The sequence below is a fragment of the Leptospira ainlahdjerensis genome, from assembly GCF_016919175.1.
GTDB lineage: Bacteria > Spirochaetota > Leptospiria > Leptospirales > Leptospiraceae > Leptospira > Leptospira ainlahdjerensis.
Window position 1 is genome coordinate 12,231 of sequence record NZ_JAFFPU010000028.1, and the last position, 16,844, is coordinate 29,074.

General features: G+C 45.4%; 11 protein-coding genes. 7 read left to right on the top strand and 4 right to left on the bottom strand.

What is annotated here, in order from left to right:
* The first annotated feature begins 399 nt into the window (after window positions 1–399).
* Together JWG45_RS06935 and JWG45_RS06940 are read left to right on the top strand one after the other, a co-directional pair.
* Window positions 400–3,396, top strand: a complete 2,997-nt coding sequence (locus JWG45_RS06935; protein WP_205279038.1) for an Ig-like domain-containing protein — start codon at window positions 400–402, stop codon at window positions 3,394–3,396.
* A 483-nt stretch (window positions 3,397–3,879) separates the two neighbouring features.
* Complete coding sequence (locus JWG45_RS06940; RefSeq protein WP_205279039.1) at window positions 3,880–7,545, top strand: Ig-like domain-containing protein; 3,666 nt, start codon at window positions 3,880–3,882, stop codon at window positions 7,543–7,545.
* A gap of 125 nt (window positions 7,546–7,670) precedes the next feature.
* Here JWG45_RS06940 and JWG45_RS06945 read toward each other — a convergent pair whose 3' ends face one another.
* The gene (locus JWG45_RS06945; protein WP_205279040.1) at window positions 7,671–8,189 is read right to left on the bottom strand and encodes a hypothetical protein; all 519 of its coding nucleotides are present in this window, start codon (window positions 8,187–8,189) and stop codon (window positions 7,671–7,673) included.
* Entirely contained in the window at window positions 8,186–9,454 is a 1,269-nt protein-coding gene (locus tag JWG45_RS06950) for an MFS transporter (protein WP_205279083.1), read from the bottom strand. Before JWG45_RS06950 ends, JWG45_RS06945 begins: the two co-directional genes overlap by 4 nt.
* 250 nt (window positions 9,455–9,704) lie before the next feature.
* On the opposite strand from JWG45_RS06950, the gene JWG45_RS06955 reads away from it, so the two are divergent.
* The 3 genes from JWG45_RS06955 to JWG45_RS06965 all read left to right on the top strand — a co-directional run bounded on the left by JWG45_RS06955 (window position 9,705) and on the right by JWG45_RS06965 (window position 12,165).
* Complete coding sequence (locus JWG45_RS06955) at window positions 9,705–10,802, top strand: helix-turn-helix domain-containing protein (protein ID WP_205279041.1); 1,098 nt, start codon at window positions 9,705–9,707, stop codon at window positions 10,800–10,802.
* A gap of 108 nt (window positions 10,803–10,910) precedes the next feature.
* Window positions 10,911–11,546: a helix-turn-helix domain-containing protein gene (locus tag JWG45_RS06960; protein WP_232380569.1), complete on the top strand. Its 636-nt coding sequence runs from the start codon at window positions 10,911–10,913 to the stop codon at window positions 11,544–11,546.
* A gap of 91 nt (window positions 11,547–11,637) precedes the next feature.
* Window positions 11,638–12,165 (top strand): molybdate metabolism regulator, encoded by a 528-nt coding sequence (locus JWG45_RS06965; protein WP_232380570.1) that lies wholly within the window; start codon window positions 11,638–11,640, stop codon window positions 12,163–12,165.
* Window positions 12,166–12,633: 468 nt separating this feature from the next.
* Here the strand turns inward: JWG45_RS06965 and JWG45_RS06970 are convergent, their stop codons facing one another.
* On the bottom strand, window positions 12,634–13,695 hold the full coding sequence (locus tag JWG45_RS06970) for a saccharopine dehydrogenase family protein (RefSeq protein ID WP_205279042.1): 1,062 nt from the start codon (window positions 13,693–13,695) through the stop codon (window positions 12,634–12,636).
* Window positions 13,696–13,850: 155 nt separating this feature from the next.
* On the opposite strand from JWG45_RS06970, the gene JWG45_RS06975 reads away from it, so the two are divergent.
* Complete coding sequence (locus tag JWG45_RS06975) at window positions 13,851–14,357, top strand: GNAT family N-acetyltransferase (protein WP_205279043.1); 507 nt, start codon at window positions 13,851–13,853, stop codon at window positions 14,355–14,357.
* Between the two features lie 327 nt (window positions 14,358–14,684).
* Complete coding sequence (locus JWG45_RS06980) at window positions 14,685–16,013, top strand: sterol desaturase family protein (protein ID WP_205279044.1); 1,329 nt, start codon at window positions 14,685–14,687, stop codon at window positions 16,011–16,013.
* 6 nt (window positions 16,014–16,019) lie between these two features.
* Here the strand turns inward: JWG45_RS06980 and JWG45_RS06985 are convergent, their stop codons facing one another.
* Window positions 16,020–16,769 (bottom strand): hypothetical protein, encoded by a 750-nt coding sequence (locus tag JWG45_RS06985; protein ID WP_205279045.1) that lies wholly within the window; start codon window positions 16,767–16,769, stop codon window positions 16,020–16,022.
* Window positions 16,770–16,844 lie beyond the last annotated feature (75 nt).

Genomic DNA, 16,844 nt, shown 5'->3' on the forward strand with positions numbered 1-16,844 from the left:
ATTCTTATCCGATTTCTACTTTCTTAAGGTTCCGAACCGCTCCCGTTCCGCAAGATTCCCCTCCGGTCTTTTTTTGAAAATTTCATTTTAGAGCCGATCCGCCGGTAAATCCAGTCTTCGAGAACAAAAACGGAATTTCTAAAATTTTTGATTTCGTTTAACAAAGAAATGGAAAAAAATTTCTTCTTATTTCTATTCCTCCTTCTTTGTTTTCTTGTGAACCCGAATCGGCGCTCCTCCTAAACAGAACCTATTTCTGGCGCATTTTCGATCCAGAAGAGAAGTTCGTTATCTTTCGATCTATTTTATCGAATTATAATGCAAGCAAGACTCTTCGTTATAATTGTGCTACTATATTCAGTCTCAAAACGCATTGAAAACATGTGCGGGGACTTTTCTATGAAACATTTTTTATTCTTATCTTTGATTTTCGTTTTATCCTTTTTCTGCCTTGTGGATTGTTTAAATCGAGGTTCCAACAACCTCCCTCCGATCTTTTCCTATATCGATCTCAAAAGTGGAAGCTCTCCGATTCCTTTCGGAGTTTCGCAAATCAGTCCGGGTTCGAGCATTAACGGCGTAAATCTAAATACTTCGATTCAAGTTGGCTTCAATCGTAATTTAGATTCTTCCACGATTCACTCGTCCACGTTTCGTTTGTTCCAGGGTTCGATTCAGATTCCCGGCTCCTTCCATCTGACAAACAACGGCGTCGTATTCACACCTTCTTCTTCCCTAGCCTCTGCAACCGTTTATACGGTCACTCTTTCCAAGGAAGTCAAAGCGGCGGACGGTGCGCCACTCGGAGAGGAGTTTTCCTGGAGCTTTACAACTTCCTCCACCGTGGACACGGTCGCTCCGATCGTTTCTCTTTCGGCCCCCTTCACTTCCGCAGTTTCGGTTCCAGTCAATACCTCGGTCAGCGTTGCTTTTAGCGAGACGATGAACTGCGCCACCTTAAACACTGTCTCGTTTCAGTTAAACAATGGAGCTGTCGTCGCGGGAACGGTTTCTTGTTCCGGATCCACGGCGACGTTCACTCCTAGTTCGAATCTTCTCTTTAACACGAGTTATACGGCAACGATTTCGGTCGGAGCACAAGATCTCGCCGGAAATTCGATCGTTTCTGCGTTTAGCTGGAATTTTACGACCGGATCGGCTCCGGATTCCACCCCGCCGACGGTTTCTTTTGCGAATCCTTTGAACAATTCTGTCGGTTTTGCGGTCAACTCTTCTCTCGGAGTTGCGTTTAGCGAAACTCTCAACTGCTCCACTTTGACTACGGCGAGTTTTGTTTTAAACGACGGCTCCGCCGTCGCAGGAACAGTCTCCTGTCTTGGAACCACCGCTACGTTTACTCCTGCTTCCGCTCTTTCGTATAACACTTCTTATACGGCTACGATCACCACTGCCGTCCAGGACCTCTCGGGGAATTCGATCGTTGGAAACTACATTTGGATCTTTACAACCGGTTCCGCTCCGGACGTTGCGGCCCCGAGCGTATCCATCGTCAATCCGATCCATTCATCAACGGGTATTGCGACGAACACGACGATCACGGCGGCGTTTAGCGAAGGAATGGATTGTATTACCTTAACGACCGCGACGTTTACGCTCAACAACGGAGCCGGTGTCGCAGGAAACGTTTCCTGTTCCGGAACGAACGCGGTTTTTACTCCGAGCGCGAGTCTTCTTCCGGGAACTCTTTACACGGCAACGATTTTAACCGGGGCCAAGGACTTGGCCAACAATTCGATTCTTACCAACTATAACTGGAGTTTTACCACGGGAGTCCTACCGGATACGACTGCTCCTTCCGTTTCCATTCAGAATCTTATGAACAAAAGTCTTTTAGAAACCGGATTTGTCATCGGAACCGCTTCGGATACCGGAGGGGTTGTTCTTGTACAAGTTTCCGTCGACGGGGGCGCATATACGACCGCATCGGGAACCACGACCTGGAACTTCAAACTTCCCTCCGGAGCTGCTACTTGGTCGACGGGGTCGCAACATACGATTTCGGTTCGAAGCACGGACGCGTCCGGAAACGTTTCCGTCGTAACTTCCGTACAGGTAAGAAAGGGAACCAACAAAGACGTAAACGGAGACGGTTATGTCGATCTCGTAAGCGGAGAATACGGACAAGGTCTCGTTTATATCTTTCATTCTTCCGGAACCGGAGGAATCACGGCGACGAATGCAAGTTTAGCAAATCGTTATATTGTTGGAACGGTAGCGGAAGAATTCGGTAGAACCGTTTCCTTAGGAGATCTCAACGGAGACGGATACTCGGACGTGATCGTAGGAGCGCCTGCGGCAAACACCTTTGCGGGAAGGGTGTATGCGTTTTATTCTTCGGGAAGTTCGGGAATCAATATATCCTTCGTGGCCTTCGCATCGGCAAGAATCGACGGCGCCGCCGCCGGTGAAAAATTCGGAGCTTCGGTCGATACGGGAGACGTGGACGGAAACGGCTACGCGGATCTCATCGTAGGGGCTCCGAACTCGACAACTTCTCGGGGAAGGGTCTATATCTTTCACTCTGCGGGAGCCGCGGGGATCGTAAATTCCAGTGCGACTACCGCGTCCTGCACTCTGACCGGAACGGCTTCCAACGATTTATTCGGAAATGCGGTTGCATCCGGAAATATCAACGGGGATATCTATGACGACATAGCCATCGGTTCTTACGGATACAACAGCCAAAGAGGAAGAATTTATATCTATCACGGAAGTTCCACGGGACTCGGCGCCGTTAGCACGACACTCACGAATGGAACCGGGGCCGTAGGAGATCAATTCGGATTCTCCCTCGCGGTTGCGGACGTAAGCGGGGACGGTTACTCGGATCTAATCGGAGGCGCCCCCTTTCTCAACAACGGCCGCGGTCACGTAGTCATCTACTCTTCCAGTTCTACACCCGCAGGAATTTCCACGTTCACAGGATTGGGGGCCGCGAATTATATCATCCAAGGAGTCACCGTGAATGATCATTTCGGTTATTCTTTGACGGCGCGGGATCTGGACAACGACGGAAGGGCCGATATCATCGCGAATTCCACTCCGAATTCTCCCGCACAAGGAATGGTTTCTGTTTTTATGACCCCTCTCGTGGGTTTTACGAACGCGGGAACCGCGACGCTGACGATGACCGGACCGATGAGTGACCTCTACGGATGGGGACTCGCGACGGGAGATGTGAACGGAGATGGATACTCGGATCTTTTGGTGGGTTCTCCGGGTTACAACAACGGAACGTTTCAAGGAAGGGCCTATATCTTCCATTCTTCAGCGACAGGATTGACAACGAATGCCCCCGCTTCCGCGTCGAGAATCATCGATGGCTCCGGACTCAATGGTGGAGCCGGGAACTGGTTTGGGATGAGCCTCTATTGAAACAACTTTTGCGAAGGGCTTTCGAAATTCTAAGAAGAATGAAAAAGCCTTTCCGCTTCCTCACGTAGAGGTAAAAAATAGAAAACCCTTTTCCATTCTTATCTTAGAATCCAAACGGATTTCTCAATCGAAATCATTTCGAACCTTTCTAAAAAAACAAAAATGGAAGGATGAATCTTTTTTCTTCGAGAAAAAAAACCGAAAGAAAAGAACGGATTTCCATTCTGCAAAAAAAAAGTTAAGAATCAAAAAACGAAACTTCCTTACTAAAGAATTGGTTCCATTCCGTTAGGCACTTTATCTTTCGAACAATAAATCCTTCGGTTTAAAATCAACAATGCTTTACAAATTCAAACCAAACGTGTCGTCGGTCCTTAAAGATTTCACGTTATAACGCAACCGGATTTTAACGTGTAAATTTGATATTCTTTCGGTCTGGTGAGCAGGAATCACAATTCTTGCAATGAGAGAGGAGAATATTTTATGCAACGTTCAACAAAACTAATTTTGGTACTTTTCTTATTCGTATTTCAAAATTGTGTGAAAGGTTCGAATTCTCAAAACCCACTTTATGCTTTCCTTACCTTCCCCGGCGGTGATGCTGTTTTTGGGGTTTCGCAAATCACGCCGGGTTCGGGAGTTACTGGAATTCCTCTGAATACCTCCGTCCAGGTCGGGTTTAATCAAGAAATCGATCCTTCCTCCATAAGCAATTCTTCATTTCGCATGACCCAAGGTTCGACGCCCGTTGTCGGAACTATCACAACAACTTCCACCACAGCGATGTTTACTCCTTCTAATCTTTTATCGTCTTCCACGATTTACACGGTAACCCTCAGCAAAGAAATTTTGGCAACGGATGGTTCCACGCTGACGGAAGATTATTCTTGGAATTTTACGACTGCCTCAACGGTGGATGGGATTGCCCCCGTAGTTTCTCTTGTGGCGCCGGCAAATTTATTCACCAATGTCGGAGTGAATTCGAATATAAGCGCTGTTTTTTCAGAGGTGATCAACTGCGCGACTCTCACCACGGCAAGCTTTACTCTCACTGGCGGAGCCGCCGTCGCAGGAACCGTAAATTGCTCCGGGACTTCGGCGACCTTCGATCCAACACCGACTCTTGCTTACAATACAAACTATACGGCTACGCTTACAACGGCGGTCAAAGACCTTGCTGGAAACTCGATACCTGCTACCTACTCTTGGTCCTTTACAACCGGTCCCGCTCCGGATTTGACTCCTCCCGTCGTTTCCTTAGTCACTCCTACAAACCTTTCCACGGGTGCTGGAATCAATACAAACATAAGCGCCGTCTTTAGCGAAGCCATGGATTGTACTACAATCTCGACCGCAAATTTTACGTTGAGCGATGGCGCTGCTGTTGCAGGAACCGTAAATTGTTCCGGAACTTCGGCAACCTTCGATCCAACGGCGGCACTTGCTTACAATACAAACTATACGGCTACGATTACGACAACGGTAAAGGATGTGGCCGGGAATCCAATGGCTGTAAATTATTCTTGGAGTTTCACGACAAGCACAGGACCGGAAATGATCGCCCCCGTAGTTTCTCTTGTGGCGCCGGCAAATCTACTTACCAATGTCGGAGTGAATTCGAATGTAACCGCAGTTTTCAGCGAAACGATGGATTGTTTGACTCTCAACGCCGTAAGTTTTACTCTCACTGGCGGAGCCGCCGTCGCAGGAACCGTAAATTGTTCCGGGACTTCGGCGACCTTCGATCCAACACCGACTCTTGCTTACAATACAAACTATACGGCTACGCTTACAACGGCGGTCAAAGACCTTGCTGGAAACTCAATACCTGCTACCTACTCTTGGTCCTTTACAACCGGTCCCGCTCCGGATTTGACTCCTCCCGTCGTTTCCTTAGTCACTCCTACAAACCTTTCCACGGGTGCTGGAATCAATACAAACATAAGCGCCGTCTTTAGCGAAGCCATGGATTGTACTACAATCTCGACCGCAAATTTTACGTTGAGCGATGGCGCCGCTGTTGCAGGAACCGTAAATTGTTCCGGAACCTTCGCGACCTTCGATCCAACGGCGGCACTTGCTTACAATACAAACTATACGGCTACGATTACGACCACGGTAAAGGACGTGGCCGGAAATCCAATGGCTGTAAATTATTCTTGGAGTTTCACGACCGGAAATACCCCGGATATCACTCCCCCTACGGTCGTCTTAGCAAGTCCTATCAACGGAGCCACTGGAGTTGCGACCAATGCAAATGTCATTGTTGCATTCAGTGAGTCCATGGATTGTACCACCCTGAACACGATCACATTTTCTTTGAGTGCCGGAGCCGCAATTCCTGGAACCGTGACCTGCTCCGGAGCTTCGGCCACGTTCGCTCCGACTGCTGCGTTTGCTCCCGGAACTTTAGTTACCGCAACCTTAACGGTCGGAGCAATGGATCTCACGGGAAATCCGATCGCCGCTCCTTATTCCTGGACGTTCACTACGGGCCCAGCACCTGATGTGACTCCACCCACGGTCGCGATTCAAAATCTTAGAAACAATAGCATCGTAGAATCCGGATTTGTAATCGGAACCATGACCGATGCTGGAGGAATCGCCTCCGTCGCTTTCAAGATCGATGGCGGGGCTTTCGGAGCAGCAACTCTGATTGGTCCCAACTCTTGGAAGTTTCAGTTACCCATAACGTGGTCTCAGAATTCTCAACACACTTTGACGGCAAGGGCAACCGATATTTCCGGTAACCAAACCACAACTGCCGTCATTACAGTGCGAAAAGGAACAAACAAGGACATCAACGGGGATGGATATGTGGATTTAGTCACTTCCGAATATGGACAAGGCCTAGTTTACATTTTCCATTCTTCCGGAACTTTGGGAATTACGACAACCAATGCGGGCTTAGCGAATAGAATCATCGTAGGAAATGCCGCCGATGAATTTGGCAGAACTGTTTCGATGGGCGACCTCAACGGTGATAGTTACGCCGATGTCGTCGTTGGCTCACCTGCTTGGAATGGCGGCATGGGCCGCACCTTCGTATTTCATTCTTCCGGAAACTTAGGCGTGAATACTTCTTTCAGTGCATTCGCCTCTTCTCGAATCGACGGAGCCACAGCCGGAGATAGATTCGGTATGAGCCTTGCAACGGGAGATATCAACGGAGATGGATATACTGACTTGATCGTCGGTTCTCCGAATTTCAACGGCTCCAGAGGAAGAGTTTACGTTTTTCTTTCTACGGGAGTCACTGGAATTACTGTGACAAATACGGCCGCTGCGGCAACCAATCGAACCGGAGCGTCCGCAAACGAACTCCTCGGCTCTTCGATTGGGGTTGGGGATATCAACGGAGACGGACTCGCAGACCTTGCGGTCGGTTCCCCCGGTTATTCTTTTCCTGGTCCACCAGCCGTAATTCCAAGCTCGGGAAGGATTTACATCTATTATGGGGGGGCTGGAGTTTTGACAGGCGTGACCAATACCCTGACCAACCAGTCTGGCATAAGTACCAATGCTCAGTTCGGATTGGCTCTCGCAGTCGCGGATATCAACGGAGATGGTTTTTCGGATGTAGTGGGAAGCGCTCCTTTACTTGATACAGATGGAACAGTTGGAAATGGGATCGGAGACGGAGTTGGAACAGTCCGCGCTTTCATGTCTGCCGGCGGAGCGGGTATTGCAAACGATACCATTGGAAACGCCCCGCTCGTTATCAACGGGGTCACAATGCTGGATATATTCGGTGTTTCAGTTACAGCCCGTGATCTCGATGGAGATGGAAGAGCGGACATAGCGATCAGCGCGACACAACAACTGCTCCCCTCCAGTGCAGTTTATATCTTCATGACCCCAACCGCAGGTCCAATCGGAAATTTCTTCAACAAGACGAACGCTACTGCGAGCATCGCAGGATCATCCGGATTAGGAGTCTCTGTGGGAAAAGGTCTTTCCACAGGAGATACAAACGGAGACGGATTCCCGGATTTATTGATCGGTGGAAGCGCCATCTCTGTTTACGGATTCCATTCTTCAGCGGCCGGTTTAGTTACAAATAACCCGGCTTTCGCTGAGACTCGAATCAACGATCCAGGCTTGCTGGGAGGAGCACCCGTCAACACTTACGGTAACTGCGTCTATTGATCTCAAATTCTGGATTTGAAATTGTCCCCTCCAATGGCAATTTCGAATCCAGAAACTCAGGAATTAGAATCCGATCCTGCAAAACAAAGACGGGATCGCGATTCGCGGCGACACGCTTAGAAAATTCAAGCATTCATTTTTGCGATCGACCCTAAAAGAGAAAAACCCATTCCAATAAAACCTATCCCAAACAAAACTCCCGCAAACACAAACAACCAAGTCCATTCGCTCCTAAAAAAACCGAGGCCGCCGATTACAACGGAAAAGCACCAAAAACTCGGAATCCACTTGGAAAGAACTTTTTTTTTCCAAGAATCCGTTCCGATCAAAATCAAACCGAAGGAAAGAATTCCCGCTCCGTAAGGATACACGTTCCAACCCGAGGTGGACTCATCCGGTCCGATGAGAAGACCGACACCGATCATGGATAAAATAAAGCCGATCCACGCATAAATTCTAAGCTCTTCGTAATAACGAAAATAAAAACCCAAAACCGCAAAAAGAATACAAATATCGGTAGCTGAATAAAGGACTTCCAAGAAGAATCCTGAGAAAAATTCCCCCGCAAAAGATGCTACACCGCGCAAACATCCCGCCGTAATCGCAGAGTAGGCCCCGAATTTTACAAAAAATTCCTTTTTCACAACCCCTTCCCATTCATTGTTATTTTAGAATATTCTAATGGACTGTATACCTTGGATACGAAAAACAAGGCGGCAATGTTAAAGGCGACGGCAAAAATTCCGACAACTTCGAAATTCTGATAAGGGGAATGGACGTCTTTGACCGTAAGAACCGCTCCTCCGATGGAAGCTCCTATCCCGGAGGCAAGATTTTGAATCGCGGAAACGATCGTCATAAATCTTCCTCTTTGCTTTTGATCCGCGCTGGAAGTGATCAACGCCATCGCTGGGATCAAACGTGCGGAAACCAAAACGAAAAAACCGCTTGTACAAAAAACCGTCAACAAGATCGAGCCGGGTTTTAGATTCGTGAAAAATAAAATCGGCAGACAAGCAAGAGGAACCAAAATATAGAACATTCTTTTTTTACCGTAACGGTCGCAAAGAGATCCGATCGCCCTAGCAGAAAAAAAAGTGATCGATCCACCGATGAGATAGATAAGAGAAAGGTGATCCTTGGAAACTCCAACGTTTCTTTCCAGATAAGGAGCGAAAAAAGGAATCACGGTAAATCCGCCGAGAATCACGGAACCGATCAGCAGATACGATGGCAGATAACGTTTCGAACCGACGATTTCTCGAAGTCCTTGCAGATTCGATTCTTCCTTGTTTTGCCTGACTCCTGCCTTTGGAAGAATCAAAAACATCGCCAAAAGAATCAAGAGACTTACAAAAACGATCGAAAGAAAGATCGCGTTCCATCCGAAAAGACTTGAAATTTTCAAACTCACCGGAACTCCGATGACCGCAGAAGCCGAAAAAGCGGCCATGATCACACCCGTCGCCCTTCCCCTTCTCTCCTCCGGAATCAAATCTCCCACAAAGGAAAAAAGGACGGAACTGATGATTCCCCCAAAGGCTCCCGCGAGAATTCTTCCTATAAATAAAATCCAATAAGAATTTGCGATTCCACAAAGAAGAGTTCCCAGAATAAAACCCGAATACAAAAAAAGCGCGGAAGTCTTTCTATGAAATCGATCGATAAACAAAGAACTCAAAATTCCCGCAAAAAAAGCGCTGTAAGTATAGGAAGAAATCAAAATCGAAAATTCTTTCGGAGTGATTTGAAACTGATTTTCAAAGTTTCTTCCCAGAGGCATCATAATCATAAAATCGAGGATGTGAGTAAACTGGATCAAAGATAAAAGGAAAACAAAAGAACCTTCGGAGGAAAAAAAATCTTTAGCTTTCCTAAACCAAGGCACCGGTTCGGATCTGGATTCCATTCGATCCCGTTTTGATATATCGTTAAATCGAAATCGATCCCCCGCGTTCGTCGCGGTGAGGAGTTTTATCTTGTCGTTCATATTCTTGACTCCGTTATTCATTGAGTGAAGAATACTTCGAAAAGACGGGTTTATCGTTGAATCGTATAAAACGAAAGATGGCTTTGGATAAAAAGCAAGAAATTGACCGTTGTAAAAAACCAAATTCACTTGTAAGTTTGCTTCGATCCGATTTATATCGAATTCCTCTATGTTAGAATTCTATTCCTCCTTTGCGGATACCTTGATTCAATTCGGCGGCGGACTCGGTTTGCTCATGGGTTTGGGACGTTACCCGGCCCTCAAAGAAAAAAACCTCCGGACTTTTTTTGTCTCAATTCTTTTTATTTCGATTGGAATCGTTCAATGTATTCTTTCCGGTTTTTTCTACGGATGGATCTTTCGTTTTCCAACTTGGATCGTTCTTCTTCCGATCTCGATCGCTATGTACGGCCCGATCGAACACTTTTACACAAACTCCCTCTTAAAGGAAAAGTTCGATTTCGGCTGGAAGGAAAGCCTTCATCTGATTCCTCTAATTTTGATTTTTCTTTTTGAAATTCCATTCCTTCTAAAAACTGAAGATGAAAAGATAAATATCGTCCAAGAAGTCTGGTTTCAAAATCGATTGGATCCGATCAATCTCCTTCTCTATTTTTCCGCTCTTTGTGCAACCGGTTACAATCTTTTTCTTTTTTGGATCTACTTCCGGAACTCGAAAAGCGCTCCAATCTTACCGGCGTTTCGTATCGGAATTTTTTTGATTCCTTTTCGTTTGATCGCAACGTTGTTTCTTATCTACGGACACTTTTCTTTGAACTTCACCCTTCTAAGAACCGGAGCGGTTTTAATCAGCATTCTTCTTATCCAATTGTATATCTTCTCGGTGGGAAATCCTGAATCTCTCGCCTTGTTGATTCAAGAGGTAAGAAAGAATCGTTACGAACGTTCCCTTTTGATCGGAGTGGATATGGAAGCGGTTCAAAAAAAATTGAATGAGTTTATGGAGGTACATCAACTCTACAAACGCGAGGATCTAAGTCTAAAGGAACTGGCGGATTCGCTTTCTTTGACGGGTCATCAACTCTCGGAATTCTTAAACGAAAAAATAAGAATGAACTTTCCGAGTTTTATCAATCAGTATAGAATCACGGAAGCTCAAAAAATTCTTCTCAAAGAACCGAAACGAACGATTCTTTCGATCGCCTACGAAGTCGGCTTCAATTCAAAGTCCTCTTTCAACCAAGCCTTTCTTCGTTTTACGGGAATCACACCGAAGGAATTCCGCAAAAAAAGATCGGGTTTATAAATCCTTCCGTCATTTTTCGTATTCATTGATAGATCCGGCCGAATCGACCTCCAAGGAGAGTTAGAATGTAGAGAAAGAAAATTTTTCTTTTTTAAAAGCGAGGTTTCTATGAGACAAAACGTTTTCATCTCTTATCTTGCGGACTCCAATCTTGTCTTCTTACTGCTTTCGACTTTTGGAATGGTCCTTGTCTCCGAACCGTTTCTTTTTTCGGTTTTCGTTTTGTCCTTGCTTATGAATTGGAAGTGGATTTTTTCCTTTTTGGAAATTCGGAATTCCTACGTTTCGGTATTCGGAAGAACCGATCTAAAGACGGAAAATTTTCCGCTCCCGGAGAAAAGATCCTTATCGGAAAACGTTACGATTCCCGAAAAAAGAAATTCTCTCCTGGATGGTTTGGATTTGGAGAAACAAAAAGAAAAATTGGAACGTTTGATGATTCAAGAAAAACTTTTTTTGGACGAAGAACTCAGGCTCCCGTCTCTGGCGGAGGAAATGAATCTTTCCGTACACCGTCTTTCCGCGTTGTTAAACGAATTCATCGGAAAAAGTTTTCACGAGTTCGTTAACGGTTTTCGAATCGAAGAAGCCAAACAGATGCTCTTGGAAGAAAAAGAGCGATCCGTATTATCGATCGGACTTGCGGTAGGTTTTAATTCCTATTCCGCATTCTTGAGATCTTTTATGAAATCGGAATTACAAACGCCTAAAAAATTCAGAAGTAGATCAAAACTTCCACAATAGAAATCTGCGAATGAATTTCATCTTGTTCAGAAAAAAAAATCATCTTATATTTCTATGAGATACGAGCGCTGGTACAGGTTACTATTTTACCATGATTCAAGACTATCTATTTAAAGAGGAAGATGGCTCATTACGATTCTGGCAGACCGAAATCTATGAAAAAAATCTGGTGATCACCGAAGGCCGATTAGGAATCGATCGGAAGATTGAAATTAAAAAGTATTTCAATGAGAAGGAAGTTTTTCAGAATTTGGAAAGTTTACGAAACGATACATTCAAAGAAGGATTTAGGAGAGCTTCCCAACTCGACCCAAACATGGAAAACGAGATCCTAATAAAAATCGAAAAAGAATCCGATTTTCATATTCGACTTGAAATAGCAGAATCCCTACTCTTGAACGTCAGCGATTCCAATCGAAAAAAACTTTTGAAATCTCTTGTACGGGATTGTGATTGTATCCTTATGGGACTCGGAACGTCCGACGGAGAGGATTACGACGGCGAAGACGAATATTATCCTCAAATGATTCAGGAAGAAACGGGACTGACACCCGAAAATGCTCGAAACATTTATAAAAAGAAATTTTTCGCTTACGGAAACTTATTAGAATCAGAATAATTTTTCAAATTGAATCCGTTCATTTTGTTAACTGAGATATCCCATTCTTAAAGACACATCCTTGGAATCTCAAAGGAAATCTGTCGGAACTCCGACAATCTTTCCGTAAAACTCGCGCGCCCCGCCCGATTTTCGGGTGGAGGGGCGGGTGGTGGAAAAAACCACGGAGGACTTTCCTCTATCATAAAATCAAACTTTTTGCAAGTACAAAACTTTCTTGTCGGAACTACGACAGTCTTTCCGTAAAACTCGCGCGCCCCGCCCGATTTTCGGGTGGAGGGGTGGGTGGTGGAAAAAACCACGGAGGACTTTCCTCTATCATAAAATCAAACTTTTTGCAAGCCCAAAACCGCCGTGTAGGAACTCTAACAAAACCCTTCCATTCCGCGGATGACTCTCTTTTTTAGCACTCTCAACTAAAAGAGGAAGAAGTCCCAACTAAGAACCCGGCATTCAAACCGATTCAAATCAGGATAAAATTTTCGTTCCTGGAATTTCCAAAACGAACTTGGAACCGAAAACCGAAGCTGGAGTCGTAAAACCAGCTTGTATTTTTCCCTTCTCCACCTTGGCAATGGCGGCTAACGCGGATTCCATCGTGAACTCGTAACCTTCCGAGCAACGCATCCGAATCGAAACTTTTTTCGAACTCGCTTCCGTCCAGGCCTCTCCCCAGAGAAGGATCGAACCACTTTTTCTTTTTTCATCCCCCGGTCCGCTGACCGTAAGTTCCACGAGTTTTTGTAAACCTTTCAAAACGAGTGAACTTTTGAGAAGCGCAGTCGTAGGTTGAAACCATCTAAGAAGTTTTGCCTGAGAAGGCGGCAAAGAAGAATAGACCGTGATATTGGGAATCGCAGTCGATACAAAGGCGGTAAACACGTCCCCCCAGGGAATCGCAAAAAACTCAGCATAACTTCCGCTGATCTCCACGATCTTTTTTAAACTCAACTGTGGAATGTTTTCTATCTTTCCATTCCTTCTCACCTTGCTTCCGTAGGGTAATTGAGCAAGCGCGCTTTTGAGAGTACCTCGGGAGATATCGGTGAATCCGGAAAATCCGAGTTCTAAAAAATGAGCCTTAGGAAGTTTCTCTTTGAGCATCACCGCAAGACAATCGGTGGGAACGATGTCAAAACCGACCCCCGGAAGAAGCATTACCTTTTTTGCAAGTGCCTTGGAAGAAAGAGCGTAGAGTTTTTCGTAAACCGGGATTTCTCCCGTGATATCCAAATAATGAACACCGGCAGCAATACAAGCATTCGCCATAGGAACCGCAGTTTCCACAAACGGGCCCGCGCAGTGCAAAACTGCAAAACAATCAGCGATTTGACTTTCGACTTCGGTCGTATTCTCCAAAGAAAAAATCCGATAGGAAAGACCGAGTTCCTCGGCGAGAGGGCGAATCTTGAGTTCAGATCTTCCCGCAAGAATGGGTTTGAATCCCCTTTCCGCAGCTTTTCTCGCGATCAACTCGCCCGTATAACCGTTCGCTCCGTAAAGGAGCCAGTTCTTTTTCTTAGCCGCCATAAAGACCAGGTATAACGTTTGCGGAAGAATTAGTCAAGTTTTGAGAGGAATTTCTAACTGGAAGAAGAAAGAATATTACGAAGAGAATTGACGATCAAAAGTTTTATGAATTCTTTGGGTGAGAATCGAATTCTCAATCCTCCTTTCAAATCACAATGAATCTTCTTTTAGAACCCATATCCGAAAAACACGCGGAATCGATCACGATTCACGCAAATTCCGAAAATGTATTTTCCGGATTGAGAGGTGCGTTTCCCTTTCCCTATCTCATCCAAGACGCGCTCGACTATATACATTCCTGTCTTCGCGACTCTAGATCCAGAACCTTTGCGATCGTCTTTGAAGAAAAGGCAATCGGCGTCGTCAATCTGTTATTCAAGGAGGACGTCTATCGATTCAACGCGGAGATCGGATATTGGATCGGGGAGCAATATTGGAATCGAGGAATTACCACACAGGCGATTTCGTCCATTATAAAGATTGCATATACGGAACACGGACTTCACAGAATCTACGCCGAAGTTTTTTCCAACCGCCCCGCCTCTGCAAGGGCTCTCGAAAAAAACGGTTTCAGATTGGAAGGAACCCAGAAAGAAGCGGTTTTTAAGAATGGGGTATTTCTCGATCAATGGATCTACGCCCGTCTCCGGTCCTTCAGATAAACGATTCATTTTTCCAAAAAACTTCCTCAGACGAGGAAAGATTCCGGAATTTACGGAAGAATCCCTTTTCGGAAACGGTCATTCGAGAAGGTAGAGGCAAAAACTTTCTCGAAAAGACGGGAAAGGATCTGTTCCTTCAGTGAGTTTCAAAAAGAACCGAAAATCCGACCGAAAACGTTCCGTTATGCGAAATCGAAAAAAAAAAGCTCCTTAATTATAACAAACGTAATCTTAAAAACTTGTCGATTGAACACTGTTCTCTTTTTTGAATTGACTGATTCGGAATTCGAAGAATAAACTCAAACCAGAACTTATTGGGGCGGCTTTATGGAAATCAATCTAGTCACGATCGCAATTCCATTCTTCTTTTTACTCATTTTTATAGAAATGGGATATTCTGCGTATCGAAAACGGAAACTCTATCGATTGAACGATTCAATCAACGATCTCTCTGCAGGAACAGCCAGCGAGGTGATCGGTGTTTTTATGAAGACGGTCACCTTAACCGCTTACATTTACATCTATCACAATTTTAGAATTTTCAACCTTCCTTCCTGGCCGGGAGAAGCGATGTCCATCGTTCCTGCGGGTGCAATCGGACTCAGTTCCACGACTTGGGCCTGGATCCTTGTGGTAGGAGTTTGGATTCTTTGCGGAATCGGATACGATCTGGCCTATTACTGGAACCACCGTCTCAGTCACGAAATCAATTTTCTCTGGGCGGGACACGTTGTGCACCATCAGAGCGAAGAATACAATCTCACGGTCGCTCTCAGACAGGCGAGTTTTCACGGGATTTTTACTTGGGTATTTTACCTTCCCTTGGCGCTCATCGGTTTTTCGCCGATCGTCCTCATCCTCAACGGACAAATCAGCCTCATCTATCAATTTTGGATTCACACAAAAGCGATCGATAAACTCCCCCGTTGGTTTGAAGCGGTTTTCAACACACCTTCTCACCATAGGGTTCACCACGGAATCAATCCGAAATACATCGATAAGAATCACGCAGGAATTTTAATCATCTTCGATAAGATGTTCGGAACCTTCGAACCTGAAACCGAAGAACCAGTTTATGGAACCGTAAAACCCCTCCAGAGTTTCAATCCTATCTGGGCAAACCTTCAGTATTGGTCGGAAATCTTCGAACTCGCTTGGAAATCACCCCGCTGGTCCGATAAAATCAAAGCCTTTTTTGCGGCTCCCGGCTGGAGACCCAAAGAACTCGGAGGGCAATATCCGATACCGGAAGTTTCTCCGAAAACATTCCATAAATATGATATAGAACTTCCGAAAGGATTGAATATTTATTCTTTGGTTTGGTTTATTCTTACTGTCGGGCTCGCGTTCGGAATGCTTTTAAAAGTAAAAAGCCTTCCTTGGTTCAACATCGGAGTAATCAGCGCAATCACGCTCCTTTCACTTCTTACGTTAGGCGGAATCCTGGAAAGAAAACGTTGGGCCTTGTTCGTGGAGCCGATTCGTCTCGCGATCTTAGTCGCTGGGGCTTATACACTTTCCGGGGCAATGAATGTCACGATCGGAACCTTGGCGTTGAGTGCGATTTCAGGGGTTTGGTTTTTGAGTTATCGTTCTTCTTTTATCGAAGGAAAGGAAATCGACCCGGTCCAAGATATCCTCAGGAGAACCGCCTAATATCTGTTAGGCGTCTTTTGTCCTATGGTGGAACCAGACGTTCGGTTCCACATACTCTCCCAAGTTCGAGTCTCGGTCGATGATGACCGGGACGAGACCTCCCGGAATTGCGAACTCACCCGATTTCGGAAAACTCAAGCCGGTCCATTTTTCCCATTCCGGAATCGTTCCGCGGATCACCATCGATTTTTTTTCGATTCGGATTAGTTCTGCACCCGCCCTTTCGTGAACGCGAATCCAAGGGTCTTGTGCAAAACCGTCCTCCCTTCTTCTTTCTAAATATTCTTCCAAGGATAAGAACGGAAATTTTTCCTTTTGATTCGGTCTTACGCAGGCGAACAAATGAAGAATGTTCTGGGACGCCGCATTTTTTTTGAGCGCGGAAAGAATGGAATGAGACAAAGCGGAGCCTCTAAATTCAGGAAGAATTTCGATCGACCATGCGCTCGCAGAATTGGAATCGATTCCGGTTTCAAGATCTTTTACACCTTTTAGAACCGCTTCTCCCCAACCTTTCGGCAAAGTGTTTTCTTCCCCGTTCCAATAAAAAGGAATCATCTTTCCCGTGCCGGCGACTCTTCGATCCGTTGTAAGAGCGGCACAGTGCAACGTCGGAAATTTCTCCACAACCCAAGGGTAAAATTCTTTTCCGATCGGATCTTGGTTTAGAAAAACAGGCCAAACGTCTATATCCAACTCTTCTTTGGAAATTCCTTCGGCAAAGGCTTGGGCAAATGTGATCAGTCGAAATTCCATTCTTAGATTCAAAAAAGAAATGGGTGAAGAATTGAAAACAAAAAAGCCTCCGATGTCCGAAGGCTTTCCAAAAGA